Annotated in this window: 24 protein-coding genes and 1 pseudogene; 10 read left to right on the top strand and 15 right to left on the bottom strand. The window is 63.1% G+C overall.

Features of this window, described 5'->3' with window-relative positions:
* Both ACK4FZ_RS12390 and ACK4FZ_RS12385 read right to left on the bottom strand, forming a co-directional pair.
* A complete protein-coding gene (locus ACK4FZ_RS12390; RefSeq protein WP_409821360.1) occupies positions 1 to 270 on the bottom strand; it encodes a hypothetical protein in 270 nt (89 codons plus the stop codon).
* 41 nt (positions 271 to 311) lie between these two features.
* Positions 312 to 728, bottom strand: coding sequence for a hypothetical protein (locus ACK4FZ_RS12385; RefSeq protein WP_409821357.1), 417 nt, complete (start codon positions 726 to 728; stop codon positions 312 to 314).
* A 677-nt stretch (positions 729 to 1,405) separates the two neighbouring features.
* On the opposite strand from ACK4FZ_RS12385, the gene ACK4FZ_RS12380 reads away from it, so the two are divergent.
* Positions 1,406 to 1,924 carry a hypothetical protein gene (locus ACK4FZ_RS12380; RefSeq protein ID WP_409821355.1) on the top strand — a complete coding sequence of 173 codons (519 nt, stop codon included), beginning with the start codon at positions 1,406 to 1,408 and terminating at the stop codon, positions 1,922 to 1,924.
* Here the strand turns inward: ACK4FZ_RS12380 and ACK4FZ_RS12375 are convergent.
* The 3 genes from ACK4FZ_RS12375 to ACK4FZ_RS12365 all read right to left on the bottom strand — a co-directional run bounded on the left by ACK4FZ_RS12375 (position 1,921) and on the right by ACK4FZ_RS12365 (position 7,999).
* The gene (locus tag ACK4FZ_RS12375; protein ID WP_409821352.1) at positions 1,921 to 4,560 is read right to left on the bottom strand and encodes an EAL domain-containing protein; all 2,640 of its coding nucleotides are present in this window, start codon (positions 4,558 to 4,560) and stop codon (positions 1,921 to 1,923) included. The genes ACK4FZ_RS12380 and ACK4FZ_RS12375 overlap by 4 nt on opposite strands.
* A 216-nt stretch (positions 4,561 to 4,776) precedes the next feature.
* On the bottom strand, positions 4,777 to 6,105 hold the full coding sequence (locus ACK4FZ_RS12370) for a sigma-54-dependent transcriptional regulator (RefSeq protein ID WP_409821349.1): 1,329 nt from the start codon (positions 6,103 to 6,105) through the stop codon (positions 4,777 to 4,779).
* Positions 6,098 to 7,999 (bottom strand): ATP-binding protein, encoded by a 1,902-nt coding sequence (locus tag ACK4FZ_RS12365; protein ID WP_409821347.1) that lies wholly within the window; start codon positions 7,997 to 7,999, stop codon positions 6,098 to 6,100. Before ACK4FZ_RS12365 ends, ACK4FZ_RS12370 begins: the two co-directional genes overlap by 8 nt.
* Positions 8,000 to 8,873: 874 nt before the next feature.
* On the opposite strand from ACK4FZ_RS12365, the pseudogene ACK4FZ_RS12360 reads away from it, so the two are divergent.
* A pseudogene (locus ACK4FZ_RS12360) lies at positions 8,874 to 9,131 on the top strand (methyl-accepting chemotaxis protein); the annotation flags it as partial.
* A gap of 45 nt (positions 9,132 to 9,176) precedes the next feature.
* Positions 9,177 to 9,566 (top strand): CZB domain-containing protein, encoded by a 390-nt coding sequence (locus ACK4FZ_RS12355; RefSeq protein ID WP_409821391.1) that lies wholly within the window; start codon positions 9,177 to 9,179, stop codon positions 9,564 to 9,566.
* Between the two features lie 58 nt (positions 9,567 to 9,624).
* Here the strand turns inward: ACK4FZ_RS12355 and ACK4FZ_RS12350 are convergent, their stop codons facing one another.
* Complete coding sequence (locus ACK4FZ_RS12350; RefSeq protein ID WP_409821344.1) at positions 9,625 to 9,951, bottom strand: YkgJ family cysteine cluster protein; 327 nt, start codon at positions 9,949 to 9,951, stop codon at positions 9,625 to 9,627.
* Between the two features lie 166 nt (positions 9,952 to 10,117).
* On the opposite strand from ACK4FZ_RS12350, the gene ACK4FZ_RS12345 reads away from it, so the two are divergent.
* Positions 10,118 to 10,468: a hypothetical protein gene (locus tag ACK4FZ_RS12345; RefSeq protein WP_409821342.1), complete on the top strand. Its 351-nt coding sequence runs from the start codon at positions 10,118 to 10,120 to the stop codon at positions 10,466 to 10,468.
* A gap of 214 nt (positions 10,469 to 10,682) precedes the next feature.
* On the opposite strand, the gene ACK4FZ_RS12340 is transcribed toward ACK4FZ_RS12345, so the two are convergent.
* A complete protein-coding gene (locus ACK4FZ_RS12340) occupies positions 10,683 to 11,891 on the bottom strand; it encodes an amino acid aminotransferase (RefSeq protein ID WP_144373556.1) in 1,209 nt (402 codons plus the stop codon).
* 135 nt (positions 11,892 to 12,026) lie between these two features.
* A complete protein-coding gene (locus ACK4FZ_RS12335) occupies positions 12,027 to 12,575 on the bottom strand; it encodes an N-acetyltransferase family protein (protein WP_409821340.1) in 549 nt (182 codons plus the stop codon).
* 69 nt (positions 12,576 to 12,644) lie between these two features.
* On the opposite strand from ACK4FZ_RS12335, the gene ACK4FZ_RS12330 reads away from it, so the two are divergent.
* Positions 12,645 to 13,223, top strand: coding sequence for a HutD family protein (locus tag ACK4FZ_RS12330; RefSeq protein ID WP_409821339.1), 579 nt, complete (start codon positions 12,645 to 12,647; stop codon positions 13,221 to 13,223).
* Positions 13,216 to 13,563 carry a DUF1289 domain-containing protein gene (locus tag ACK4FZ_RS12325; RefSeq protein ID WP_409821336.1) on the top strand — a complete coding sequence of 116 codons (348 nt, stop codon included), beginning with the start codon at positions 13,216 to 13,218 and terminating at the stop codon, positions 13,561 to 13,563. The genes ACK4FZ_RS12330 and ACK4FZ_RS12325 overlap by 8 nt, the downstream gene beginning before the upstream one ends.
* A gap of 75 nt (positions 13,564 to 13,638) precedes the next feature.
* On the opposite strand, the gene ACK4FZ_RS12320 is transcribed toward ACK4FZ_RS12325, so the two are convergent.
* Positions 13,639 to 14,319 carry a DUF1045 domain-containing protein gene (locus tag ACK4FZ_RS12320; RefSeq protein WP_409821333.1) on the bottom strand — a complete coding sequence of 227 codons (681 nt, stop codon included), beginning with the start codon at positions 14,317 to 14,319 and terminating at the stop codon, positions 13,639 to 13,641.
* Between the two features lie 192 nt (positions 14,320 to 14,511).
* A complete protein-coding gene (locus ACK4FZ_RS12315) occupies positions 14,512 to 16,431 on the bottom strand; it encodes a B12-binding domain-containing radical SAM protein (RefSeq protein WP_409821331.1) in 1,920 nt (639 codons plus the stop codon).
* 141 nt (positions 16,432 to 16,572) lie between these two features.
* Between ACK4FZ_RS12315 and ACK4FZ_RS12310 the strand changes: the two genes are divergently transcribed.
* On the top strand, positions 16,573 to 16,944 hold the full coding sequence (locus tag ACK4FZ_RS12310; protein WP_409821328.1) for a 5-carboxymethyl-2-hydroxymuconate Delta-isomerase: 372 nt from the start codon (positions 16,573 to 16,575) through the stop codon (positions 16,942 to 16,944).
* A 76-nt stretch (positions 16,945 to 17,020) separates the two neighbouring features.
* On the opposite strand, the gene ACK4FZ_RS12305 is transcribed toward ACK4FZ_RS12310, so the two are convergent.
* Complete coding sequence (locus ACK4FZ_RS12305; protein ID WP_409821325.1) at positions 17,021 to 18,001, bottom strand: TerC/Alx family metal homeostasis membrane protein; 981 nt, start codon at positions 17,999 to 18,001, stop codon at positions 17,021 to 17,023.
* 282 nt (positions 18,002 to 18,283) lie between these two features.
* On the opposite strand from ACK4FZ_RS12305, the gene ACK4FZ_RS12300 reads away from it, so the two are divergent.
* Entirely contained in the window at positions 18,284 to 19,381 is a 1,098-nt protein-coding gene (locus ACK4FZ_RS12300) for a PQQ-dependent sugar dehydrogenase (RefSeq protein WP_409821323.1), read from the top strand.
* A gap of 87 nt (positions 19,382 to 19,468) precedes the next feature.
* On the opposite strand, the gene udp is transcribed toward ACK4FZ_RS12300, so the two are convergent.
* The 3 genes from udp to ahpC all read right to left on the bottom strand — a co-directional run bounded on the left by udp (position 19,469) and on the right by ahpC (position 22,836).
* Complete coding sequence (gene udp, locus ACK4FZ_RS12295; protein WP_017509372.1) at positions 19,469 to 20,242, bottom strand: uridine phosphorylase; 774 nt, start codon at positions 20,240 to 20,242, stop codon at positions 19,469 to 19,471.
* 272 nt (positions 20,243 to 20,514) lie between these two features.
* Positions 20,515 to 22,089 carry an alkyl hydroperoxide reductase subunit F gene (gene ahpF, locus ACK4FZ_RS12290; RefSeq protein ID WP_409821320.1) on the bottom strand — a complete coding sequence of 525 codons (1,575 nt, stop codon included), beginning with the start codon at positions 22,087 to 22,089 and terminating at the stop codon, positions 20,515 to 20,517.
* Positions 22,090 to 22,272: 183 nt separating this feature from the next.
* Positions 22,273 to 22,836: an alkyl hydroperoxide reductase subunit C gene (ahpC, locus tag ACK4FZ_RS12285; protein ID WP_409821317.1), complete on the bottom strand. Its 564-nt coding sequence runs from the start codon at positions 22,834 to 22,836 to the stop codon at positions 22,273 to 22,275.
* 177 nt (positions 22,837 to 23,013) lie between these two features.
* On the opposite strand from ahpC, the gene ACK4FZ_RS12280 reads away from it, so the two are divergent.
* On the top strand, positions 23,014 to 23,628 hold the full coding sequence (locus ACK4FZ_RS12280) for a hypothetical protein (protein WP_409821315.1): 615 nt from the start codon (positions 23,014 to 23,016) through the stop codon (positions 23,626 to 23,628).
* A gap of 141 nt (positions 23,629 to 23,769) precedes the next feature.
* Positions 23,770 to 24,342, top strand: coding sequence for a hypothetical protein (locus ACK4FZ_RS12275; RefSeq protein WP_409821313.1), 573 nt, complete (start codon positions 23,770 to 23,772; stop codon positions 24,340 to 24,342).
* A 435-nt stretch (positions 24,343 to 24,777) separates the two neighbouring features.
* On the opposite strand, the gene ACK4FZ_RS12270 is transcribed toward ACK4FZ_RS12275, so the two are convergent.
* A complete protein-coding gene (locus ACK4FZ_RS12270) occupies positions 24,778 to 26,775 on the bottom strand; it encodes a site-specific recombinase (protein WP_409821312.1) in 1,998 nt (665 codons plus the stop codon).
* Positions 26,776 to 26,798: the final 23 nt, after the last annotated feature.

Here is a 26,798-nt window from a genome sequence, read left to right as displayed (position 1 = left end):
TCAGCTCCTCGACAGTTGCCATGCGGCGATAGCTGCCACGGCCGCGGGTACGGCAAACACCAGCAAAAAGATAGGCAACTCTTGGCGCACGGTATAACCGGCATGGGTCACCCCTACCCACATATTGGTAACGGCCAGTAACAGCCATACGGGAATAAACATCTTCGCGGCCAGTGCCATGCCAGCGTGGCTGGCACCCCATAACCAGCCGAACAACACGAACACCACCAGCAGCAGCACACCGCTGCCTATCACCATCGCCATGTGCATGATGTTTCTCCTTGACTGAATGACAACGACAGTAAGCTGGCTTAACGCGCCAGCTTGCGATAAAAATCCAGACCCGCCCGCAAGTGCGGACCCAGCGGTATGCCGCGCCTTAGCATGTCATCCAGCGCCGCCTGCTCGATCTCCATCACATAGCTGCGCGTAGTAGCCAGCAGGCGGTTAGGCCCCAGCGCCAGCGCTGTCATCTCGCGTCCGCCGTACCATTTGCCGGGGTCAGCATGCCCGGACGGATAAACCCGCCCGTCGTGTTCCAGCTGCCAGCCGCCGTCCAGCAGCGTCCAGAAGCGGTCCATACCACGCTCGCTACTGGCGATGAGGGCGCCAGGCGCCACAGCCCACTCGCGGGAGTGGTCGATCACCCATTGCAACTGCTCGCGACTCATGTCGCGGAACATGGGCGTCTTTGCCAGCAGGTGCAGGTAAGTGACCGAAGCTGTCATGCCCGGCCCCGGCGGCGCGGGCTGCGAGTGGGCACAAGACGGCAGCAAAGCCAGCCCAACAGCGCCAGCGCCCAGGGCAAGCAGACGCCGACGTGGCAAAGACGTAGCACTTGCAGTCAGCAGCAAGCCAGCACCATCGCCATGCTTTTTCAGATCAGGCCAGCATGGCGTGTGGCTGGTGCTGGGCAGGTGCCACTGCTGGGCATTGTTTGCTGTTTTTGTGTCCCAGCGCCGCAGTGCTATGGCCAAAATGCGCTTCATGATGTAACCTTTCGATAGAAGTTACTGATCAAGATATAAAATGGGGTATTTTTTTATCCGAATTTACTACATCAAGAGCAAAGCCCATACCCACTGCACAAAAAAGCCCAACCACCCAGCAGCACAATCTGCCGCATCGCAGCACCTGCAGTCGTGCAGGTCAGCAACAATTGCTAGCGCCCATCCATATTGCCCCCTGCCGCAGCGCGCCCGCTCCAGCATTAAGACAACTGCCACCTTGCCAGCCAAGCAGCCGCCAACCGCCTGAAGATCCGGCCGCGCACCAACACAGGTCAGGCAACAAAAAGCCGCGCCATCATCTGCATTCATGACCCAGATTAAGAAGGCCTTCACGCAAGACGCTTACACTGCAGCAGCGTGATCTGCACATGGTCACCCAGCAAACGGATACCACCATGAACCGACTCCCCTGGCAAGGTGCCAGCAGCTGCAGCTACCCTGCTTGCGTGCAGCAGGAACAGCTGCCGGAACAATGCCTGCATGGCACCGGCAGCAACTACCCGCTATGCGTGGCGGCATTGAGCAACCACTTGCTGACCACGCAGGGCCGGGCACAGCTGGCACTGTTTGACGGCGACCTGATCAAAGCCTATCTACTGGCCGAAATCCATAGCCGACATCCGGTGGCACAAGCCCGGCACGGACAAGACGGCCCGAGTTACGCCTACTCCAATATCCATTCATTAGCCGAAGCCACCGGCGTACCGCGCGAAACGGTCAGACGCAAGGTCATGCAGCTGATTGCCGACGGCTGGGTATTGCGCTTGAAAAATGGCAGCCTGCTACTCAGCAGCCAACGTCAGGCCGACTACCACCAGCTATTGCTACAGCAGGCTCGCCTGTTGCACAGCACGGCGGCCAAACTGCAAACACTGCAACACGCTGCCAGCAAAACCGGCGCTGATAACCCTTAGGCCTCAGCCAGGGTGGTGGCAGCACCGGCTTGCAGCAAAACGCCAAGCTCGCCGGCCGGCAAGGGTCGGTACAAATGAAAGCCTTGCGCCTGATCGCAGCCCATATCCTGCAGCATGGCCAGCTGCGCCGCCTCTTCTACCCCTTCGGCAATCACCGTTAGCCCCAGCTCGTGCGCCATGGCGATGATGGCGGCGGTGACTTTGCGTGCTCGCTCGTCGCTTGACAGCCGCGCCACGAAGGAACGGTCCAGCTTGAGGCGATCGAACGGATACGCGTGCAGGTAGGACAAACTGGAGTAACCGGTACCGAAATCATCAATAGCGATGCGATAACCGGCAGCCTGAAGCTGCTGCATGCGGGCGCGTGCAGCATCGTGATTGCCCAGCACCGCCCCCTCGGTGATCTCCAGTACCAGCATGGCGGGCTGCAATCCGGCCTCCATCACCAGTGCGGCCAACTCGTCGACAAAGCGCGGGCTATCGAACTCGGCGGCAGACACATTCAGTGACAGCTGTAGCGAGAGCCCGGCCTGCTGCCAGTCGCTCAAAGCGGCAAAGGCCTTGCGCCGCACTTGCTGCTCCACGCCTGGTAGCAGGCCGGCAGCCTCGGCTACCGGCAAAAAGGCCGCTGGCGCCACCATGCTGCCCGCCTGCGGCCAACGTACCAGCACCTCTACACAAGCCACCTTACCACTGGCCACCTCCACAATAGGCTGAAAGTACGGCACCAACACATCGGCAGCGATCGCCTCACGCAACGCCGCTTCCAGCTCCAGCTCCTGACGATAACGAGGGGTGTGTTGCTCACTGTAAAAGCGGACGCCGCCACGCTGCTGCAGCTTGGCTTGCTCCAGCGCTGCATCGGCTGCCTTCAGCAACTCGCCACCATCTGCAGCATCGTCGGGAAACAGCGCCACACCGATAGAGCCGCCCACCACCAGACGGCTACCGCCCTGTGCCTGTAATGGGCTAAGCAATACCTGACGCACTTTTTCCAGCACCCCGGGCAGCTGATGCGCCTCGGCCGCGTCTTCCACCACTACGGCAAACTCGTCACCACCGACGCGCGCCACCGTCCAACCCTCGCCCAAGGCCTCGGCCAGCTGGCGGCCAAACTGTGCCAGCACGCGGTCGCCCTGGCTATGGCCCCAGGTGTCGTTAATCAAACGGAAATGGTCTAGCCCCACCAGCAGCAGCGCCAGCGGCGCCAGGTTGAACTGCGCCCGGCGCAAGGCCTGCTCCAGCCGGTCGGCCAGTAGCGCGCGGTTAGGCAGATTGGTCAGCGTATCGTACTGCGCCAGCCACTGCATGCGCGCCTGCATCTGGTGACGTTCGCTAACGTCGCGCACGATGGCGGCCACGCCGCCGGCCGGCAGCGGGCTGAGCGTGATCTGGACCAGCACTTCGCTGCCGTCGCGACGAACACCGCGCAAGGTAGGCCGGTGCCCCATGGCGCGGCTAACAGGCATCGCTACGTAGGCAGTGGCCACGTGACGATGGGCGGCACGGGCGGCTTCCGGTATCAGCACATCCACATTCAAGCCGGTCAGCTCGTCCACGCTGTAGCCAAACATGCTGGCGCCCTGCTCGTTGACGGCCAGGATGGTCATCTGCGCATTCACCACCAGCACGCCGTCAGTAGAGGCTGCAAACAACAAGCGGTAGCGCGACTCGGCGTAGTCGGCCGCGTCCAGCATGCGGTTGATTTCCTTGCCCAGCAGCTGCAACTCGGCCGGCCCCTGGGGGCGGATGCGTAAGCTGGCCTCGCCGCGCCCTACCCTCAGCACAAAGTCGGTCAGCGCGCGAATACTACGCAACTGGTAGCGAGCCAGTAGCCAGCCAGCCAGCAGCGCCAGCAGCACCGCACCCAGCATGGCTAGCGCCAATGGCTGGCCCTGCTGCCAAAGCAGCCGGTACAGCGTGTCATGAGGCAGCATGACCTGCACTTGCCACGGTGCCTGTTGCAGCGGGCGTATAACCCGCAGCAGGTCACCCGTCGTCGCCACCGGCAACTCCTGCCCCAGTATGACGCTACCGTCCGCAGCCAGCACCTGCCAGCCCAGCGAAGGCGGCAAGCCGGCTGGCGGCGTCGCCTGGGCCAGTGCGGCCAACTCCAGGGCCAGGATCAACTGCCCCGCCAAGCGGCCATCACGTCCCTGCAGCGGGCTGGAAACGACAATCACCTGGCGGCGCGAAATGGGGGCCTGCAACGGGTCACTGACGGCCGTTTGCTGCTGAGCCAGCAGGCTGACCAGTTGTGGCAGCTGGCGAACACGACGTACCGCAGCACGATCTACCGGCAGCACCGAACACACCACCTCACCACGCTGACTGAGCGTTACTGCATTGGTGAACCCATAGGCGCCCAGCAGCGCCTGCCGCATATCGGCCAACGGGCAGTCATCCGGGTTCAGCGCTTGCGCCCAACTACTGGCAGCCATCGCCTGCGCCACCGCCCGACCTTGCGCAAGCTGTTTGTCGAGCAAGGTTTGCTGCTGCAAGGCCAGTGCTTCCAGCTGGCCTTGCACTGCCGCCTGCTGTGCTTGCCAGCCGCTATACAGCAACCAGGCCAATGCCAGCGCCACCGGCAGCAAAATGGCCAGCAGGGTACGCAGAATGTGCTGCGAAACAGTCATGCTCCGCCCTGTAAACGGTTATCGATGGCGGATTGTGACGCAGGGCAGATTTATAAAAACAAAAGCGCCGCCCAGATTGGGTGGCGCTGATTTACAAAGCATAACCGGGTCGAGCGACAGACACCAACGCCGGGCTGAAGGCGAAGCTGCCATTTCAAGCACTTAGCCATCAGCCACGGCACCAGACAACCACACGAACGGCACGCCTGGGCAATGTCAGCTTTGTTGCAGGCCGTACTTCTTGACCTTGTCGAACAGCGTGGTCTTGGGCGTACCCAGCGCAGCGCTGGCCTGCGTCATATTGCCACCGTGACGGCGCAGCGCCTCCACGATCAGGCTCTTCTCGTAGGCTTCCACCGCTTCCGACAAGCTGTGGTTGACGCTCTCGCCAGCCCCGCCCTTGAACACCGGCAGCCCCAGTGCGTAGCGCTCGGCCACGTTGCGCAGCTCGCGCACATTACCGGGCCAGTCGTGCGCCATCAGCTGGCTTTGCGTCTTGCGGTCCACTTCCAGCGGCTCGCGGTCAAAACGCAGCGCCGCCTGCTGCAGGAAGCAATCAAACAGCAGCGGGATGTCCTCGCGCCGCTCGCGCAGCGGCGGCAGCTCCAGCGTGACCACGTTAAGGCGATAGTAGAAGTCGGAGCGGAACTTGCCCTGCTGCGACAGCTCGTCCAGATCGTCCTTGGTGGCGGCGATCAGGCGGCAGTCCACCGGAATGGCCTGGTTGCTGCCCAGCCGCTCCAGCTTGTGTTCCTGCAGCACGCGCAGCAGCTTGATCTGCAGGTTGATCGGCATCGACTCCACTTCGTCCAGAAACAGCGTGCCCTTGTGCGCGTGCTCGATCTTGCCGATGCGGCGCTTGCCGGCGCCGGTAAAAGCGTTGGCCTCGTGGCCGAAGATCTCGCTTTCGAACAGGTTTTCCGGCAGGCCACCACAGTTGATGGCCACGTACTGGTGGTCCTTGCGGCGGCTGAAATCGTGCAGGCAGCTGGCCACCAGCTCCTTGCCGGTACCGGTTTCGCCGTGGATCAGCACGTTGGCCGAAGTATCCGCCACGTTCAGCAGCAGCTCGCGCAGGCGGCGAATGCCGTCGGAGCGGCCGATGATGCGCTGCTCCAGCGACTGGCGGCCATCCAGCTGGCGGCGCAGGCTGGCCACTTCCAGCGTCAGGCGGCGCTGCGCCAGCGCGCGGCGCGCCACATCGACCAGTTTTTCCGGCGAGAACGGCTTTTCGACAAAGTCGTAGGCGCCGTCTTTCATCGCCTGCACCGCCATCGCCACGTCGCCGTGGCCGGTAATCAGCACCACCGGCAGCTGGCGGTCTACCTGCAGCAGGCGATCCATCAGCGTCAGGCCGTCCATGCCCGGCAGCCGGATATCGCTGATGACGATACCCGGCATCATGCCGGCCTCGATTTTTTGCAGCGCCTGCTCGGCGCTGGCACAGCCCACTACCGGAATATCTTCCAGCAGCAAAGCTTGCTGGCAGCCCAGCAGCACGTGCGGGTCGTCTTCGACAAACAATACGGTCAAATCGTCATGCATGGTGATCGTCCTCCCCTTGGTACAGGGGCAAGGTCAGGGTGAATTCGGCACCACCGCTGGCCGAGGTACCGGCACGCAGCGACCCGTCAGCGGCGGCGGCCAGGCTGGCCGACAGCGTCAGGCCCAGGCCCAGACCGCGCTCAGCGGGCTTGGTGGTAAAAAACGGTTCGAACAGGTGTTCCATCACGTGCGGCGGCAGGCCGCTGCCGTTGTCGCTTACGGCAATGGCGTAGTGCTGGCCATCCTGCCGACCGCTAAGCACGATCTGCGGCTCCGATCGACCTTGCAGCGCGTCCATCGCGTTGGCCAGCAGGTTCACCAGAATCTGCTCCAGCCGGGTCTGATCGATGGCCAGCGCCACGTCGTCCAGCTGCTGCGTGACCTGCACCGGCTCGCGGCTAAGGCGCGGGTGCAGCAGGAACAGCGCGGCGTCTACGGCGGCAGCCAACCTGGCCTTGCCGCCAGCGTGCTCGGAACGGCGGGCAAAAGAGCGCAGCGAGGCGGTGATCTTGCCCATGCGCTCCACCAACTCGCCGATGGTGTGCAGGTTGGCCGCCGCCACGTCGTGGGCGCCACGCTGCAAAAACTTCACCGTATTGCCGGACAGCGTACGCAGCGCCGCCAGCGGCTGGTTCAGCTCATGGGCAATGCTGGTGGACATCTGGCCGATGACCGCCAGCTTGCCAGCCTGGATCAGCTCGTTCTGCGTCTTGCGCAGGCTTTTTTCTGCCAGCTCGCGTTCGCGGATTTCGGCGCGCAAACGGTCGTTACTGGCCTTTAGGTCGGCGGTGCGTTCGGTAATCCGACGCTCCAGTTCGCTGTTGGCCGCCTCCAGCGCCTCGCGCGCGGCCAATTTGGTGGCCAGCGCCTTGCGCCGCTCGTTCATGGCAATGATCAGCAAGGTCAAAAACGCCACCACGGCGGCCGACAGCATGGCGTGGGTCAGCGCCGCGCTGCGCACATCATTGAGCGGACTGAGCATGGTCAGCTGCCAGCGGGTGTCGTTCAGCGTGCGCGATTGCACCAGATAGCGGTGGATGCGCAGCGGGTTGGCCGCATCGCCCACCCCCCACTGCTCGACGCCGGGCGACAGCGTAACGCGCTCGGCCAGGTTCAACACCGGCAGCGGCGACCAGTGGTACTGCAAGCTGCGCGCCAGCTGCTCGCGGCGCTCGGCGCTGATCGGGTGTAGCGCGCGCAGATACCAGTCGGGGTCGGTAGACAGGATCACCACGCCGTTTTCGTCGGTCACCAGCGCGTTGGAATTGGCCTTGCGCCAGCCCTGTTCCAGCTGACTGAGGCGCACCTTGGCAACCCCGACACCGATAATGCGATCGCCAATACGCAAGGGGCTGGAAAGGTAGTAGCCCGGCTCGCCAGACAGGCTGTCCAGGCCATAAAACTGGCCTTGGCCGCCATTCATGGCCTCGATGAAATAGGGGCGTTGCGACATGTCCTCGCCCACCGAGCTGTTGCTACGGCGCCAGTTACTGGCGGCCAGCACACGGCCGCTATTATCCAGCACGAACAGCGCCAGCGTGCCGCTGCGCGTACTCATGCCGTCAAGATACTCGTTGACTTCACGGCGCAAGCCAGAGAAACGGTCGGTCTCGGTACGAATGCCAGGGTTGTCCTGCTGCAGCAATTGCCGCGTCGGGGTGTGCAGCCCAAGCAAACGCGGCAGCCAGATGTAGCGTTCGATTTCGCTTTCCACGCCACGCGCGTGCAGCTCCAGCTGGCGGTTGCCACTCTCCCGCAAATGCTCGCTACCGGCTCGGAACGATACCCGGTACGTCATCAGGCTGAACAGCAGCACCACAAGCAGCAGCACGCTTGCCCACACCAGCGGCTTGCGTATCCTGGAGATAATCATGTCGATAAATTGCCGGAACATGTGTACAGATCCGATGGTTCTATCACACCCGGCTAGCTGCGGCCAGATTGCGCAGTATCGAGAAGTAAGGCGGGGGCCGTGAACCGCCCTGCAACTGTCACCGCTGCAGGGCGGCCCAACGACGTCCGGTCGTTGCCGGATGGTGGTTTTTGCTCTATCCCGTGGTGTTTTTATTGGCCGATTACGGGTGTCGGCTCCGCATGTGTATTGCACGATGCGTGCCAGCTCGACACCTGCTGACTGCACCATTAAAATCAGTGACTTAGCTCACACCAGTGCGGCATTGGTAACGGCTAGCCGTACATTAAGCAAGGCAACGTCCGGAAATCCGTACGCATGCCGAATAAGTGAATCTGATCAAACACAAGTGACACGGTAAATTATCGATACAAACTTAGACCGTAAAGGTATGCTTGACGTCATACCCCCACCAAGCAAAAGCTGTCATCAGGATGGAGCTGTAGACATGTTCGGCAACCGCAAAAAACTAGATGCCCTACAGGCAAAGATCGACGCACTGGAACTGCAAAACCGCCAGCTGGCCGGTGAGCTGGAAATCAACCGCCAGCAACTGGCGCAGTGCCAGCAGCAGCAATCGGAAGAACAAGCCAACAACACCAAGCGGGCGGTATACCGCGAACCGTTTGGCGACTTCTGTGACAGCACCGCCAGCATTCGCGCGTCGTTTGCGGCGCTGGCAGAAATGATGGAAAGCAAATTCGCGCTAGCCACCGACGCCGTGTCCAGCCTGCACCACACCCGCAGCGCAGTAGACACGCTGGCCGACAGCTTCACCCGCATTGCCGACGCCCAGCAACAAACTGCGCGCCAGATGGATACCCTCAACGGCAAAACCAGCCAGATCCGCCAGTTCGTGCAGCTGATCAAGGATGTAGCCGACCAGACCAACCTGCTGGCGCTGAACGCGGCCATCGAAGCAGCCCGCGCCGGCGAGCAAGGCCGCGGCTTTGCCGTGGTGGCGGATGAGGTGCGCAAGCTGGCGGAACGCACCAGCCAGGCCACCAATGAAATTGCCAGCCTGGTAACCGACGTGGAAACCGCGTCCTCGGATACCAAGCAGCAAGTAGGCGAAGCGGCACAGCAGGCCGAGGGTTATCGCAATACCGGTATCGAAATCGCCACCGCTATCAAGAAACTGGTAAACGACAGCGAGGCGATGGCCAACGCCATTGCCACCGGCACCAACACCAGCTTCATGGAAGTGGTGAAGCTGGACCACATCGTGTTCAAGCTGGACATCTACAAGGCCTTCATCGGCTACCACACGCTAAACCCGGACCAGGTATCCAGCCACCGCAACTGCCGGCTGGGCAAATGGTACTTTGAAGGCCGCGGTCACGACGAATGCCGTGGCAGCCACGCCTACACCCAGCTGGACGCCCCGCACGAGCGCGTACACGAGCAGGGCCGCCAAGCGCTGCAGGCCTTCTACAGCGGCGACTTCGACCGCGCCACCCGCGCACTGAAAGAAATGGAACGCGCGTCGGTAGAGGTGATGGAACTGCTGACCAATATGGAACTGACGCCCTGTCAGCACAAAGTCTGACCTTAGACGCCGCACCAGTGGCAACGCCCGGCTATGCCGGGCGTTTGCTTGTCTGGCCTCAAGCCGGTACCGGTACCAGCGCCGGCAGCCCGTGCCGCGCCCGCGCGCGCTGACACTGCACCGACCCCTGCGCTACCTCGCGGCAAGGGCTGGGGCGCTGCGCATAAATGCCGCAGGCCACCTTGCGGCCAACCTCGCCTTGCAACGCGGCACAACGCGGCGCGGCAGACCAGGTGCCGCGCATGCAACGATGAAAACTGTCCACCTTCTCCGTCATGGCCACCGGTACGGTGCCACCACCGTCCTCCGCTTCGGCCCAGTAGAAGGAAACACGAAAACTGGCGCAGCAGGCGCCACACTCCATGCAGGCAGAATCCGCAGACATACGAGCAAAAGCAAGTCATGAACACGCGGAAATTTTTTTCAAACTGTCCGTTTTCGTCAAGCGCCTGCTGTCACACACCGTCACACAGCCCACACCAAAGCACGGCAGATTGACTGCCGGCTGCTGCCTACACTGCCGGTATCGATAAAGTAACAAGGAAAACACCATGCGCCACACGCTGACTATCGCTGCCCTGACGCTGAGCAGCCTTGTCTTCCAGGCACACGCCGACGACCTGCACAGTGTCATCGTCGGCGCCGCTACCGGTGCAGCCGGTGCCGCCATCGGCCAGAGCGTCGGCGGCAAGAACGGCGCCATCATTGGTGGCGCCATCGGCGGCGCTACCGGTGCCGTCATTGCCGCCAAGAACAAACCGCAAACCGTGGTGGTGCAACAACATGGTCACCCAGATTACCGCAAAGCCCGATACCAAGCACCGCACGGCAAAGCCTGGGGCCACAAAAAGCACGGCCACAAGCATCGCGGCCCCGACCACTACCGCGGGCACGATGACTAAGCCCGGCCCCGTCAACAAACCTTGATCATTCCCCGCATCAGCCCGCGACATGCGGGCTGATCCGTTTAGTGCTGCCCACTTACTTCCCAAAGTGGTATTTAGCCCGGGCTGCCACGGGCTGCTGCAGGCCGCGTAGCTTTCCCGGCAGCCATGAAAAAACCCGCCGGATGGCGGGTTGGTTTGGCGGCCGGCGCAGGCCGGCCGGTGAGCGTGCTTAGGCTTTCACCACTTTGGCAATTGCTTCGGCCACGTAGCCGATGTTCTTGCTGTTCAGCGCGGCCAGGCAAATACGGCCGGTGGACACGGCGTAGATGCCGAACTCTTCTTTCAGGCGCTCTACCTGGGCAGCGGTCAGGCCGGTGTAGCTGAACATGCCGCGTTGCTTGATCACGAAGCTGAAGTCCTGGGCGACGCCCTGGGCCTGAATGGCTTCCACCAGCGCGCTGCGCATGGCGCGGATGCGGTCGCGCATGCCGGCCAGCTCGTCTTCCCACTGCTGGCGCAGTTCCGGGCTGGACAGTACGGCGGCTACTACGGCGCCACCGTGGATCGGCGGGTTGGAGTAGTTGGTGCGGATGACGCGCTTCAGCTGCGACAGTACGCGGCCGGCTTCTTCCTTGCTGGCAGTCACGATGGACAGTGCGCCCACGCGTTCGCCGTACAGCGAGAAGCTCTTGGAGAAGGAGCTGGATACAAAGAACTGCAGGCCGGAAGCCGAGAACAGGCGCACGGCAACCGCATCGGCTTCGATACCGTCGGCAAAGCCTTGGTAAGCCATGTCCAGGAACGGCACCAGGCCTTTTTCACGGCAGGCTTCTACCACTTCCGCCCACTGCGCGTCGCTCATGTCGGCGCCGGTCGGGTTGTGGCAGCAAGCGTGCAGCACGATGATGGAGCCGGCGTCCAGGCCCAGCAGGAAGGCCTTCATGGCGGCAAAGTTCACGCCACGGGTTTCTGCGTCGTAGTACGGGTAGTTTTCCACCACGAAACCGGCGGATTCAAACAGCGCACGGTGGTTTTCCCACGACGGGTCGCTGATGTACACCTTGGCGTTCGGGTTCAGGCGTTTCAGGAAGTCGGCACCGATCTTCAGTGCGCCGGTACCACCCAGCGCCTCGGCGGTCACTACCTGGCCGGAGGTAGCCAGCTCGCTACCGGCACCGAACAGCAGGTTTTGTACGGCCTGGGTGTAGGCAGCCGGGCCTTCGATCGGCTGGTAGCCGCGCGGCGGCATGGTTTCCAGACGGGCTTTTTCGGCGGCTTTCACAGCGGCCAGCAGCGGGATTTTGCCGTTGTCGTCGTAATAAACGCCGACCCCCAGGTTGACCTTGTTCGGTCGGGTGTCGGCGTTGAATGCTTCGTTCAGACCCAGGATCGGGTCACGCGGTGCCATTTCCACGGCGGCAAAAATCGAAGAGGACATGCAGGGCTCCATGAGATTGCAAAACATGCCGCCCGCGCCACGGCTTGGCCGCACGGGCTGGCACGCAGATGAAAAAGCAATGCCGCAAGTCTACCACGCACCCCGCCATCGCGCTGCGACAAGCCGGTTGACGCGTCAGGCGTCGCGTTGCAGCAATCGGCGCAAGGCGGGCACATCCTGCCACGCTACCTGCATGGCCGGCAGCGTGACATTGCCCGGCATCGCCACATCCTGATGGATCGTTTCAAATCCGCCCATGCGGCGGTACACCGCTCGCGCCTGCCCGTTGGCGGCCAGCACGTACAAAAACAGCGGCTGTTGCGGCCAACCTTGCTGCGCTTCGGCAGCGGCCCACGCCATCAGGCGCCGGCCCAGCCCGAAGCCCTGAAACGCCGGCAACACGTGCAGGTTGTCCAGGTAAACCCCCTTGTCCGGCTCGGCAGCCGGCCACAGACAGACAAAGCCGGCCGGCTCGTCATCGACGCAGGCGATGGCAATACGGTAGCTGCCGGCAGGCTCGGCCAAGCGCGCCGCCCATTTGGCGGCCATGAAATCGTCCAGCTCGTCGCGCAGGAACGCCGCCGGCAGCTGGCCGGCGTAGGCATGCTGCCAGCTGGCGGTGTGCAGGCGGGCCAGAACGGCAGCATCGTCGCCCCCCGCGATACGCAGCGTGATGTCGGTCATCGCGACTCTTCCTTATTGAAACAGCCATGCTACCATCGCGCCTCGGCACAGAGACATCAAACAATAATCATGTACATCATTCGACTACTGGACTGCCCGCCCAGTACCTGGAAAAACGGCGGCGGCAGTACCCGCCAGCTGCTGGCCTTCCCACCCGGGGCCAGCCTGGACAACTTTATCTACCGTATCAGCGTGGCCGAAGTGGATAGCGACGGCCCGTTCTCGCACTTCCCCGGCATCGACCGCAGCCTGGCCATCCTGGATGGCGACGGCCTGGCGCTGATGAACGGCGCGCAGCTGTTCGGCACCCTGCTGGCCGGCCAGCCACCGATGGCGTTCGACGGCGCCTTGTCGCTATCCGGCCTGCGCCTGGGCGGCAAAGTGCGCGACTTCAACGTGATGAGCCGGCGTGGCCAGGCCAGCCACCGCTGTCAGCAGCTGGTACTGGACGCCGGCAGCCACCGCGTGACGCTGCCAGCGCGCAGCCTGCTGTTTGTCGCGGCCGGCCAGGTGCAATGCGGCGAGCAGACACTGCACACCCTGGAAGCCGGCTGGCAAGACACGGCCACCGAGCTGACGCTTCATTGCGACGGTAGCGCCACGCTGCTGCTGGCCAGCTTTACGCTGACGGATGGCGGCGATGACTGAGGTCGCTTCACCCTGCATCAAGCAATGCAAGCTGGACGCCAGCGGCCGCTACTGCACCGGCTGCCTGCGCACGCTGGACGAAGTCAGCGGCTGGTCGCGCGCCAGTAATGCGCAAAAGCAGGCCGCGCTGGACCGTATCGCCAGCCTGCGCCAGCCGTTAGCGGTGCGCCAGCTGCACTGCACGCAGTGCGGCAGCGCGTTTGCCTGCGGCAGTGGCGGCAGCCAGGGCGGTTGCTGGTGCGCCGACCTACCACCGCTGGCCAGCGCCAGCGGCACTAGCAGTGACTGCCTGTGCCCGGCCTGCCTGCAACAAAAGCTGACGCCACAGCCAGCAGGCTAAACGGCCAATACAAAAGCGATGCGGCCAACCTGTTACCGGTTGGCCGCATCGCTTTCGGGTACCGCCTCTGCCGCGTCAGCGCAGATGGCGCGTCAGGCTGCCATCGAAACCGCACTCGGCCAGCAGCCGCATTGGTTCGTCGGGCCGGGTTTCCACGAAGACTGACAGCGCGGCCACATCGGCCTGTAGCACGCGGTCGAAATGGGTGATGGCGGCACGCTCGATGGCCGCCTGCAGCGCCGGTTCGCGGCTGCGCTGCGCCAGCGTCAGGTGAAAGCAGAACTGGTCCAGCACGTAGGGGTAGCCCCAGGCCGCGTGCAGCTCGACTTCGCGCGGGCTAAGGCCAGGGCGATCCGGCGCCGGCGCCCCCAGCGGCAACAGCTGGCGCACGCAGCGCTCGGCCAGCGCATCAATAGCCGCGGTATCGCCCGCCACGCGCAACACGGTGGCGTCACGCAGCGTGCCTATATGCAAGGGCAGCGAAAAGGGCGTGCAGGTGGTGGCCAAGGCGGCCACCTGTTGCAACAGTGTCGCCTCGTCCACGCCATCCGCCAGCCGGAACGGTGCCTTCAACGTGGCGTGCCAGCCATAGTGCGCAGCGCGGCGCGTCAGCGGTGCCAGGCGGGCCAGCAGGCCACCGGGCAGTGCCGGCGGCAGCAGGGTGACACCACGGGCGGCGTCCCAGCCCAGCCATTCGCTGCCGGCGCGCCACAGGGCGCTGCGCGGTGCGGGCGCGTAGTAAACGGCGTAGCGCATCGTCTCTTCACAAAAACGTCAAACAAGGGTCGCTACCCTACTCCAGCACGCCCCGCGCTGGCAAAAGAAAATGCGGCCAACCCTGACCTCGGGTTGGCCGCAGTATCGATAAAACAAAACACATGACAAAAGCCGCCTGTGCGGCGAGCGGCTATTAGCTTGTCAAACGCCAGCACACCAGGCTGCGGCAGCCTAGCGCTGCGGGTTCAGCGCCTTGCTGATGAAATGGCGCGGCACACGGCTGCGCGGCACGCGCATGTCGAACCACTCGCGCACGTCGGCGTCCAGGCCGATGCCGTGCATGTAGTTGTACAGCGCCTTGTTCAGGCCACGGCCCAGTGTGTCGTGGTCGGTACCGGTGGGGTCGATGAAACCGACGTCGTTCTTGGCAAACGTCACTTCCGGCAGCGGGATCAGCTTGACGCCGTACTCGTCGGGGTGCTGACCCACCGGCGAGTGCACGGTACAGGCAAAGCGGTGGAAAAAGCCGCTCTGGATGCAGCCGTTGTCGAACAGCTGGCGTACGTACTCCAGCGCGTCCACCGTGTCTTGCACTGTCTGGGTGGGGAAGCCGTACATCAGGTAGGCGTGCACCAGAATGCCGGCTTCGGTAAAGCCCTGCGTCACGCGTGCCACCTGCTCTACCGACACGCCTTTTTTCATCAGCTTCAGCAGGCGGTCGGACGCCACTTCCAGCCCGCCGGAAATGGCGATACAGCCCGATTCGGCCAGCAGCTGGCACAGCTCGGGGGTGAACGATTTTTCAAAGCGGATATTGCCCCACCACGAAATCGACACCTTGCGCCGCAGCAGTTCCTCGGCCAAGGCGCGGAGCATCTTGGGCGGCGCCGCTTCGTCCACAAAGTGGAAGCCGGTCTGGCCGGTTTCGGCAATGATGGCTTCGATACGGTCCACCAGCGTCTCGGCAGACGCGGTTTCGTAGCGCGAGATGTAATCCAGCGTTACGTCGCAAAAGCTGCATTTCTTCCAGTAACAGCCGTGCGCCACCGTCAGCTTGTTCCAGCGGCCGTCGCTCCACAGCCGGTGCATCGGGTTGAGCATGTCCAGCAGCGACAGGTAGCGGTGGATGGGCAGCCCGTCCCAGGTGGGGGTGCCCACCTCCTCGAACGGGATGTCGGCCTCCATCATGTTGATGTAGCGTACCGCGTCGCCGTCGCGCACGTAGGTACGCACCAGGCGGCTAACGCCGCGCTGGCCCTGCAGGTGCTCGATCAGCGCCAGCAATGGCTTTTCGCCGTCGTCCAGCGTGACGAAGTCGAAGTAGTCGAACACGCGCCGCTCTTTCAGCTCGCGCAGCTCGGTATTGACGAAGCCGCCGCCCAGCGCGCTGCGGATGTGCGGCCAACGTGCCTTGATGGTTTGCGCAATGCGGAACGCCGCGTACACCGAGCCGGGAAACGGCACCGACAGCAACACCAGGTCGGGCTGGTGGCGCTCCACCGCCGCGATGGCCAGCGTGGCCAGCGTGTCGTCCACCAGCGTCGGCGGGGCCGCCAGCGCCTGTGCCAGCGGGTCGAAGGTGGGCTGGCTCATCGCCAGCGACTCGGCATAGCGCACAAACTCGAAGCGGCCATCCACCGCGTCGCGTACCACATCGGCCAGGTCGTTCAGGTACAGCGTGGCCAGGTGACGGGCACGGTCGTAGCTGCCCAGCGCACCGAACGCCCACGCCAGCGGGTCGCCGCCGTACGGGTCTTCCGGGTCCACGTAGTTGTCCAGCGCGGCAAAGCGCGCGCCTTCCGGCAGCAGGCCACGGCTGCAGATGCGGTGCGCCAGCGTGCTGTCGCGCCCTTGCAGGAAGGCGATAACGCGGTCGATGGTGGCCAGGTATTGCTCGAAGTTGTCCACGAAGAAACGCACCTGCGCGCTGCGCTTCTTCGGCGCGATGGCGTCGATACGCTGCCGGATAGCCTGCAGCCCGTCGGCAGAAAACAGCTGCAATACCAGCGCCAGCGCCAGGTCTTCCTGCGCCGCCGTTACCCCGCGCGAGCGCAAGAAGCCGGTGATATAGGCGGTGGACGGGTAAGGCGTATTCAGCTGCGTCATCGGCGGGATCAGCGACAACACGCGCACACTGGCATTCTGGGACATGGCAGGCTCTCGGTAACAAACGACGGCGGGCAGCCGTGGCTGCCCGCAAAAACTGGCGCGATTGTCGCATGTTTTGGCCACTTGCGGGCGCATGCGGCAACTGCGCTATCATGGCCACCCCAAGCTGCCATCCGAAACGCCATGCCCCATCTTTACCTGGAATACAGCGACAACCTCGCCACCTTCGACGCCGCCGCCGCGCTGCTGCAAGCCAACCGTGCGCTGGACGCCAGCGGCCAGTTCAGCGAGATCGACATCAAGAGCCGCGCCTATGCGGTGAGCTGCCATCAGGTGGGCACCGCCAGCAATCCGCAGCGTGCCTTCATCCACGCCCGGCTGGCCATCCTGGAAGGCCGCAGCGAGGCGGTACAGCAGGCGCTGGCGCAACAGGTACTGGCCGCACTACTGCAGCATTGCCCCGACGACCCGGCGCTGGACGTGCAGGTGTCGTGCGAAATCCAGCAGATCGCCCGCGCCAGTTACGCCAAGCAGCACCGCTGCGGCCAACCTTGAATAGAAAACCCGGCTTGCAGCGCAAACCGGGTTGCTTGTTCAGGTGGCGTGATCACGCCGCAAGTACGGTGAAGCCTTAAGTGCCACCTTTGTTTGCCTCGCCTTGCGGACGCGGCGACAGCAGACTAGCCACGATGGATACCGTCAGGATGACGGCAACCGTGCCCAACATCCACAGGATGGGTACCTTATACACATCCATCAGCAGCATCTTCACGCCCACCAGGGTCACGATGACGGCCAGACCGTAGCCCAGCAGATGGAAGCGGTCGGAGATGTCGGCCAGCAGGAAGTACATCGCCCGCAAGCCCAGGATGGCAAAGGTGTTGGCGGTAAAGACGATGAACGGGTCCTTGGTGACGGCAAAAATGGCCGGAATGCTGTCAATGGCAAAGATCAGGTCGCTTACCTCCACCAGCACCAGCACCACAAACAGCGGCGTAAACACCTTCACCCCGCGCTCCAGCACCACAAAACGCTCGCCATGCAGGGTATCGGTCAGCGGTACGCGCTGACGCAGCCAACGCAGTAGCGGGTTGCTGCCCAGGTCGCTTTGCTTGCCGGTGAACATGAACATCTTGATGCCGGTTACCACCAGGAACAGGCCGAACACGTAGAAGATCCAGTCAAACTGCTGGATCAGTACGGCGCCCAGATAGATCAGCACTGCCCGCATCAGAATGGCCCCCACCACACCCCACAACAGCACCCGTTTCTGGAACTCTGGCGGGATGGCGAAGTAGGTGAAGATGGTAATCCACACGAACACGTTTTCGATGGCCAGACCTTTTTCGATCAGATAGCCGGTAGCGTATTCCAGCGTTTTCTGGTTGGCCACGGCGCTGCCAAACTGACCATTGAGGTACCACCAGAACCAGGCGCCAAACGCTGCCGCCGCAGCAAACCATACTACCGACCACCAGGCGGCCTCTTTCACGGTCACCTTGTGGTTGCCCTGGGTACGCAACAACAGAAAATCGGCAGCCAGCAAGACCACCACCAGCAAGGTAAAGCCGGCATATAACAGCGGGGTGCCGACACTCGCGACTTCGTTCATGTGCATCACTCTCCCTGTAAATGGCCAGAAGGCCGGACACTGAAACCCGCTACTGCGTTTTCACACAGGCAAGCCTCTGGCCATGTAGAGCATGACTTTGGCACGCGGGTTCCGCTGCCGCGATATGATTAAAAATCCGGTCATAATTCCATAAAATCAAGCATGCACAGCCCAAGAATCATCATCGTCATGCTGCACACAGCCCGCTATCGGCAAATGATGGCTGGTCGGCACTTTTGTGTAATACCTGCGTCTTAGCCGTTTTAGCGCCCGGAGCCCGCCATGCATCGCCTCGCCCTGCCCTTGCTTGCCTTGCCACTGTTGGCACATGCCCAAAGCCAGCCTGTCCGCAGCGAGGTGCTGAACGACACCCTGCACCACCCGTGGGCGCTGGCTTTTATCGACCAGGGCCGCATGCTGGTAAGCGAGCGACGCGGCCAACTGTGGCTGCTGGACGCCAATGGCCGCAGCCTGGCACGGGTGGCCGGCGTGCCGGCGGTGGATGCCGGCGGCCAGGGCGGCCTGCTGGACGTGGTGAGCGACCGTCGCTTTGCCGACAACCGCCAGCTGTACTTCTGCTTCAGCGAAGCCGCCGACGGCGGCAACCGCACGGCACTGGCGCGCGCCCGGCTTAGCCCCGATGGCCAGCAGCTGCAGGACGTGGCGGTGATTTTCCGCCAGCAGCCGGCGGTGACCAGCCGCCTGCACTTCGGCTGCCGCATCGCGCAGCAAAGCGACGGCACGCTGTTCCTGACGCTGGGCGAACGCTTCAGCCGCATGCAGGACGCCCAACGGCTGGACAACACGCTGGGCAAGGTGGTACGGCTGCGCCCGGACGGCAGCATCCCGCCGGACAACCCCTACGTTGGCCGCAAGGATGCCCAGCCTGCCATCTGGAGCCTGGGCCACCGCAACCCGCAAGGCGCCAGCATCGGCCCCGACGGTCAGCTGTGGCTGGTAGAACACGGCCCGCAAGGCGGCGACGAGCTGAACCGCCCCGCTGCCGGCAGCAACCAGGGCTGGCCAGTCATTACTTACGGCCAGCAATACGGCGGCGGGCAGATCGGCGCCGGGCTTACCCGGCAGCAGGGCATGGCGCAACCGCTGCACTACTGGACACCGTCGATCGCCCCTTCGGGCCTAGCGTGGCTGAGCAGCGACCGTTACGGCAAGGCGTGGCAGGGCAGCCTGTTTACCGGCTCGCTGAAGTTCGGCTACCTGGCGCGGCTGACGCTGCAGGGGCAACGTGTGATCGCCGAAGAAAAACTGGCTGTTAGTGACGGCCAGCGTGTACGCGATGTGCGCCAGGGCCCGGACGGCCTGCTCTATGTGCTGACCGATGCGCCGCAAGGCCGGCTGCTGCGCCTGCTGCCGCGCTAGGGCTGGCATCAGCAAAAGACAAAAGCCCTGTCTTGAAAAGGCAGGGCTTTTTTGCGCCAGCGACCAGGGTTGGCCGCATAGCCTGGCTTAGACCAGCTGGCGGGCAGCAGCGATGACGATATCCACTGCCGTGGTTTCCGACGCCTTGATCTGCGTGGTGTCGGGGATTTCCTGCTGCGTACGGTTCACCAGCACCCCCGCCACCATACCGGCGCGCAAGCCCATGGTGGCGCACATGGTCAGCAAGGTGGCCGATTCCATCTCGTAGTTCATCACCCCCATCGCCTGCCATTCTTTCATGCTGCCGACAAAGTGCTGCACCACGCGGCCGCTGTAGGTGTCGTAGCGTTCCTGGCCTGGGTAGAAGGTATCGGACGACGCGGTAATGCCCACGTGCACGGCCTGGCCGGCGTCACGCGCGGCGTTCACCAGCGCGGTGGTGCAGGCAAAGTCGGCCACCGCCGGGTAGGCCAGCGGCGCAAAGTGCTGGCTGGCGCCGTCCAGGCGCACGGCACCGGTGGTCACCAGCACGTCGCCGACATTGATATGCGGCTGGATGGCGCCGGTGGTACCGACGCGCAGGAAAGTACGCACGCCCAGCTGCGCCAACTCTTCCACCGCGATCGAGGTGGACGGGCCGCCGATACCGGTGGAACACACCACGATAGGCTTGCCATCGATTTCGGCCAGCCAGGTGGTGAATTCGCGCTGGGTAGACAGGTGGCGCGGGTTGTCGAGCTTGCGGGCAATGCGTTCAACGCGTGCCGGGTCGCCCGGAATGATGGCCAGGGTAGCGCCCTCGAGCTGGGCGCGGGTCAGGCCCAGGTGAAATACATCGGATGGGGTATCGCCGTGGGACACGGGGTCTCCTCTCGTGAAAACGTGAGGCCCGCGGTAGCAACACACGTGCAGCCGCGGGCCAGAAACAAAAAGCGTCACACCCGGCTGGCGGGCATGACGTGATGGCTCTTTTTACCTGAAGTTGGCCGCAAATTGAAGTGCTTTTTATTGGCTGACACCTTTCAGCCACATTCCCTTGATAAGGCAAGATAAACTGGCCAGCCCCGCCAGCAAAAAAACGCCCCGGGTTGTCACACCACGGGGCGCCCAAGGAGGCTTTACACAGTGAAGGCTCAGGCGGCCGGCGCGCTGCTGCGGATCAGGTGGTCGAACGCGCCCAGCGCGGCTTTGGCGCCTTCGCCCATCGCGATGATGATCTGCTTGTACGGCACGTCGGTGACGTCGCCGGCGGCGAATACGCCGGCCACACTGGTGTCCTGGTGGCGGCCGGTAATGATCTCGCCGCGGCTGCTCAGCTCGATGCTGCCTTTCAGCCAGTCGGTATTGGGCAGCAGGCCGATCTGCACGAAGATGCCTTCCAGCTCGATGTGGCGTGCTTCGCCGCTGACGCGGTCGGTGTAGCGCAGGCCGTTCACCTTGCTGCCGTCACCGGTGACTTCGGTGGTTTGCGCTTGCAGGATCACGGTGACGTTAGGCAGGCTGCGCAGCTTGTTTTGCAGCACGGCGTCGGCGCGCATGGCGTCGCCGAATTCCAGCAGGGTAACGTGCGACACGATGCCGGCCAGGTCGATGGCGGCTTCCACGCCGGAGTTGCCACCGCCAATAACGGCGACGCGCTTGCCTTTGAACAGCGGGCCGTCGCAGTGCGGGCAGTAGGCCACGCCCTTATTGCGGTATTGCTGCTCGCCCGGCACGTTCATTTCGCGCCAGCGGGCACCGGTGGCGATGATCACCGACTTGGCTTTCAGCGTGGCGCCGTTTTGCAGCTGCACTTCGGTGAGGCCGCTGCCGCTGTCGCTGGCGGCGATCAGCTTGCTGGCGCGTTGCAGGTTCATCACGTCCACGTCGTATTCCTTGACGTGCTGCTCCAGCGCCATCGCCAGTTTCGGGCCTTCGGTTTCTTTGACCGAGATGAAGTTTTCAATGCCCAGGGTGTCCAGCACCTGGCCGCCGAAGCGTTCGGCTACCACGCCGGTGCGGATGCCTTTGCGGGCGGCGTAGATGGCGGCAGCGGCGCCGGCCGGGCCACCGCCGACCACCAGCACGTCGAAGGCGTCTTTCTGCGCCAGCTTCTCGGCGTCGCGGGCGGCGGCGCCGGTGTCGAGCTTGGCGATGATTTCTTCCAGCCCCATGCGGCCCTGGCCGAACACCTCACCGTTCAGGTACACGGTGGGCACCGACATGATCTGGCGGTCGTTGACCTCGGCCTGGAACAGCGCGCCGTCGATCATGGTGTGGCGGATGGCGGGGTTCAGCACCGCCATCAGGTTCAGCGCCTGCACCACGTCCGGGCAGTTCTGGCACGACAGCGAGATGTAGGTTTCGAAAGTGAATTCACCTTGCAGGTCTTGCACTTGCTGGATCAGGTCCTGGCCGGCTTTGGACGGGTGGCCACCCACTTGCAACAGCGCCAGTACCAGCGAGGTGAACTCGTGGCCCATCGGCACGCCGGCAAACTGCACGCGCGGCGCGGTGTCGCCGGCTCGGGCTACGGTAAACGACGGTTTGCGGGCGTCTTTGCCGTCAAAACGTACATCTACCTTGCCAGACAGGCTGGCGATGTCGGCCAGCAGGCCGCGCACTTCTTCGTCCTTGGCGCCATCGCCCAGGCTGGCGACCAGCTCGATCGGGTGTTGCAGGTTGGCGAGGTAGGCTTGCAGTTGGGTCTTGATATTGGTGTCCAGCATGGTGTGCTCCTTGGTAACGGGTACCCGGGAAAGCGGCTTTGGCGAGGCAAAGGTTGGCCGCAAGGCCGCTTTCCGGGGCACCCGGCAATGAATGTCGGGTGGGGGGCGAGGCTAGCCGGGAGAGGCCGGCCAACCTCGTCAAACTGCTGAGCTGTCAGCCTGCGGCTGCAGCGTGGTGGGCGCTTAGATCTTGCCGACCAGGTCCAGCGACGGGGCCAGGGTGGCGTCGCCTTCTTTCCACTTGGCCGGGCACACTTCGCCCGGGTGGGCAGCCACGTACTGGGCGGCTTTCACTTTGCGCAGCAGTTCGGCTGCGTCGCGGCCTACGCCACCGGCGTTGATTTCAACGATCTGGATCTTGCCTTCCGGGTCGATCACGAAGGTGCCGCGGTCGGCCAGGCCGGCTTCCTCGATCAGCACGCCGAAGTTGCGCGAGATCAGGTGGGTCGGGTCAGCCAGCATCGGGTACTGGATCTTCTTGATGGTGTCGGAGGTGTCGTGCCACGCCTTGTGGGTGAAGTGGGTGTCGGTGGACACGGCGTAGATTTCCACGCCCAGTTTCTGGAATTCCGGGTACAGGTCAGCCAGGTCGCCCAGTTCGGTCGGGCACACGAAGGTGAAGTCGGCCGGGTAGAAGAACACGACGGACCATTTGCCCAGCAGGGTCTGGTCAGTCACGTCGATGAACTGGCCGTTGTGGAAGGCTTTGCTGGCGAACGGTTTGATCTGGCTATTGATGATGGACATGCTCGGCTCCTTGGTTTGAGAAGTGTCGTTGTCGACAGGAGCCATCATGCCAAACACAGATAGCCTTTTCCAATTAAATGTTTTTTTCGGATAGTTTAATTTTTTTTATTGCCAATTTTGTGGCTGTAGAGCATCGGGCAATGACTCACCCTCGCAAGCAGATTGCCTACCACGACCATGCGCCTACTCATTGCCCTTATTGCCCTGCCCTGTCTGTTCTGCCTGCCACCTTTGGCCAGCGCTCCCGCGCTGGCCAGCAATAGCACCAATACGCCATTGCAGCGAGGCTGGCTCGATCTGCAGGCAGGCCACAGCACCATGCGACAAAGCGAACAACTGTGGCAACGCCATGCCGGCCGCCTGCTCAGCCAGCGCTATGGCAATGCGCTAGAGAGCTTTCGCAATGACAGCGGCCGCGAAGTAAGCAATCTTCGCGTCATCGTCAGCGAATTAGCCGGGCTGGAACAGCTTGAAACGGCAAGGTTTTTCTTCTTTGACGGCGTGTTGTTCCGCATCAGCGGGCGCTATGCGCGCCATATCGGCATAGACGAAGCCATCCGCCAGCTCAGCCAGCGTTACGGGCAGCCAAGCAGCGTGTCCGGCAGCGAACGGCGGCAAGCATACTGGGACACTGGCGAGGTATGGGTATCGCTACTGGCGGACACGCAAGGGGCGTTGAACTTGCAAATAGAACACCGCCCGCTGGCCAGGCTGGTACGCACATCAAACATAGAAGTGTATGCCGGCTATGTGGTGGCCAAACCGCCTGGACGCAGCATACTCATGCCCTGAGCATGAACTACAGCGCGCCGTTCGCCAACATGCAACAATGAAATACGCTGTCAAAATAGTGCGCTTTATTCAAAAGCACTATTGATAAATGGGGGATTTGCCAAAAGAATATGCCATCACCACCATGCCGGGACCTCTGCAATGTTACTGCGCCTTTGTCACAGCCTGCTCATCCTGCTGGCTAGCAACTTGCCGCTTACGGCCGCCAGTCAGACTCCCGGCAGCTTGCAGCCGGGGCAGACCGCTTACCAGCAAGCGCAACAACTATGGCAGCAGCAACAGGCCAAAGTCGTGACAGAACACTATGCCAACGCCCAAGAAAGTTTTCTCAGCAGCAAGCCGGAAAACATCCCCAACCGGCGAGTCATCCGCACCACGCTGAGCGAGTGGCCAATTGATGGCGCACGCATGGTCAGACTGGGTTTTTTTGACGATCAGCTATACCAGCTAGACCTTGAATACGCACCCGGGCAAGGCGAAAGGCTACTGCATGCCCTGCAACAGCAATACGGCACCCTGCCTGTCACAGCGCTGAACAGCAATAACTGGCAATGGCAGCATGCCGGTCTGCACGTGCTGTTACGGGGGCAACCAGACGGTAGCCTGAGTCTGCGCTGGGAGCACCAGCTGCTGGCACGCAAGGTAGCGGCCTCACATGCCGAAGTGTACGCAGCGCATATCCGCCAGCGCACACGGTTAATAACCAGCCCCTAAGCTGACGCAGCCAGAATGCAACAAGCAGGTTCGCAGAACGCTCTTTTCCTGTATTTCGTCATAAAAAAGCCACCGGTACAAGCAGACCAATCTATAAATAACTTGTTCTGCGTCTGTTTTCTCCTCTCCTCAACCGGAGTTGTGCCCGCCTGCTAGGCGGGCTTTTTCTTGCCACGCCGGCGCGCCTAAATACCGGCAAGCAGCCTTCCGTCAGCGCCATCTTGCACCGTGCTAGCTGTGATGAAAGTGACCGCGCTATCGGCACGAACCAGGACAGATGCGGCACCGACATGAGCACACCATACCCCAGCTACTACAAAGCGGCTTAGCCGCCGGCTAAAGCCCAGGCCACCCGGCATTACCGCTGCCGGGCAAGCAAAACACCCCCGGCCGACAGGCGGCAGGGGGCGTGGCAGACAAGACAGTAGCAGACGGCTACGGTGTGGTGGACGGGTCCTGTACCGCGTCTTTTGGCGGAATGAAAAAGTCTTTCGGCTTTTGCCAGAAACGGCGTGCCAGCGCCGGCAGCAGCGGCAACGCGTCGGTACCCTTCAGCTTGCGCGAGCGCAGCGCCACCCACAGCGCCAGCGTAAAACTCACCAGCAGGTTGGTCATGCCGATCAGCAACACGCCGGCCACCGACCACAGCACCACATTCAGCGGGATCAGATAGTCGTAGCTGACCGCTGCATACGACAGATAGGCCGACGAGAAGGTGATGTGGCGGATATCCAGCGGCAGCCCCAGCAAGAAGCCGATGGTGCCGGTGACGCCCAGGAACAGGCCAAAGTAGAAGTTACCGGCCAGGCCGCCCAGGTTGTGCTCCACATAGTGCGCCAGGCGCTGGGTACGCGCCGCGCCCAGCAACCGGTTCAACCACGGCAATGCGGCCAAGCGTTGCGGGATCTGGCGGTAAATAGCCAGGTTGTCGTAGTAACCGGCGATCAGGCCGGCCAGGAACAGGTACACACCGGCAATGGCGGCGTGGAAGATGGCCAGGCTGTGCAGCGGGTCGAGGTCGGCCAGCAAATGCGCCGCTTTCTCGGTGTTGACCACCGGCGCGCCGGTGAAGCTCTGCCAGCACACCGCAATCAGCCACGCCACCGGGATGGCCGCCATCACGTTGCCGACAATGGCGATGAACTGGGTGCGGATCACCTTGGCCACCAGCTCAGCCAGCTGCCGGGTGTCGGGCTTGCCGCCCGACTCGTGGATGACCGCCGCAATGCGCGCCGCCGTCATCGCCGGCTGCTTGGTGGCGATGGTGAAATGCAGCACGTGCACCAGCATGAAACCCAGCGCGTAGTTGAGGCCGAACGCCAGCGCTTCCCAGATCAGCGGCAGGTGCAGCTTGGCCAGCAGCAGCTTGATCAGCGCCATGAAGCCCACGATGACGCCGGCGCCCAGTGCGGCGCTGGCCATGTCTTTCCACTGTTTGCGGTCTTCGGCGATGTAGTGCTCACCGTGGCGGCCGGCGTGCTCGGTGACCTGGCGCGCCAGCATTTCGGTATTGCTGGTAAACACATCGCGCACGCTGAAGCGGCGGTTGTCGGCGCGCACCAGCTCGGCCAGCAGGCCGAACAGCGTGCCGTTGGCCGCCGGGCTGCTATCGGTGTCCAGCAGCGCCAGCAAGGTGCGCAGCCGGCCGATGTGCTGGCTGAGGCGGATCAGATGGTAGGTCAGCCCCACCGACACGCCGCGCTCGTGCGCCACCTTGCGCAGGCGGGCAATCAGCTGTTCGCACTGCTCCAGCAGCACCAGCATGTGCTTTTCGTCTTCCGGCTGGCAGGCCGGGTCCACCATCGCGTGGCGCGCCGACTCCACGTAGCGCATGGCTTCGGACGCCAGGTGCAGGAACGGCGACTCGAAGCGCTCGATGTCGGGGTAGACGCGCACCAGCTCCGGCTCAAGGCCGATAGCGGTAATGCGCGCCGTCAGCACCTGCACCGCCTCCAGCAACTGCAGGCGCACCGGGTTGGCCGCCGCCGGCGGCAGCTCGTCCCACGCCAGTGCCTGCCACAGTTCCAGCCACACTGCCTGCGCCACGCTGCCTACCCAGCGGTAGTCTTCCGGGTGATTGAAGATCAGGCCGAACTGGTCGGCCAGATGGTGGGCGGAACGCGCTGGCGGCAGCAGCCGCTCGCCAATACGGCGCTTGATGGCGGTGGAAAACGGCTCGTTGGACAGCAAGCCGGTGTCGGTATACAGCTGTACCTGGCGGGTGTTGCCCAGCAGGTCGAGGATGGCGCGGCGCAGGCCGGCGCGGTAGTCGGCGTGACGGCTCAACAGATAGGTCAGCGCGCGAAGGTTGCTGGTGGCCTGCACGAAGTCGCCGGCGTCTTCCGGTCGTGCCGCAGCCAGCAGGCCGGCCAGCGGCGGAACCGGGCTGTCGGTACTCTGGCGCGCGGCCAGGTTTTGCAAGAGTTGATCCATGCACCTTCCTGATACGGTTGTTG

Origin of the sequence: Vogesella sp., from assembly GCF_046297735.1 — a bacterium.
Lineage (GTDB): Bacteria > Pseudomonadota > Gammaproteobacteria > Burkholderiales > Chromobacteriaceae > Vogesella > Vogesella urethralis.
The sequence above is the reverse complement of the archived record's forward strand: the minus strand, read 5'-3'. Positions and strand labels throughout refer to the sequence as shown.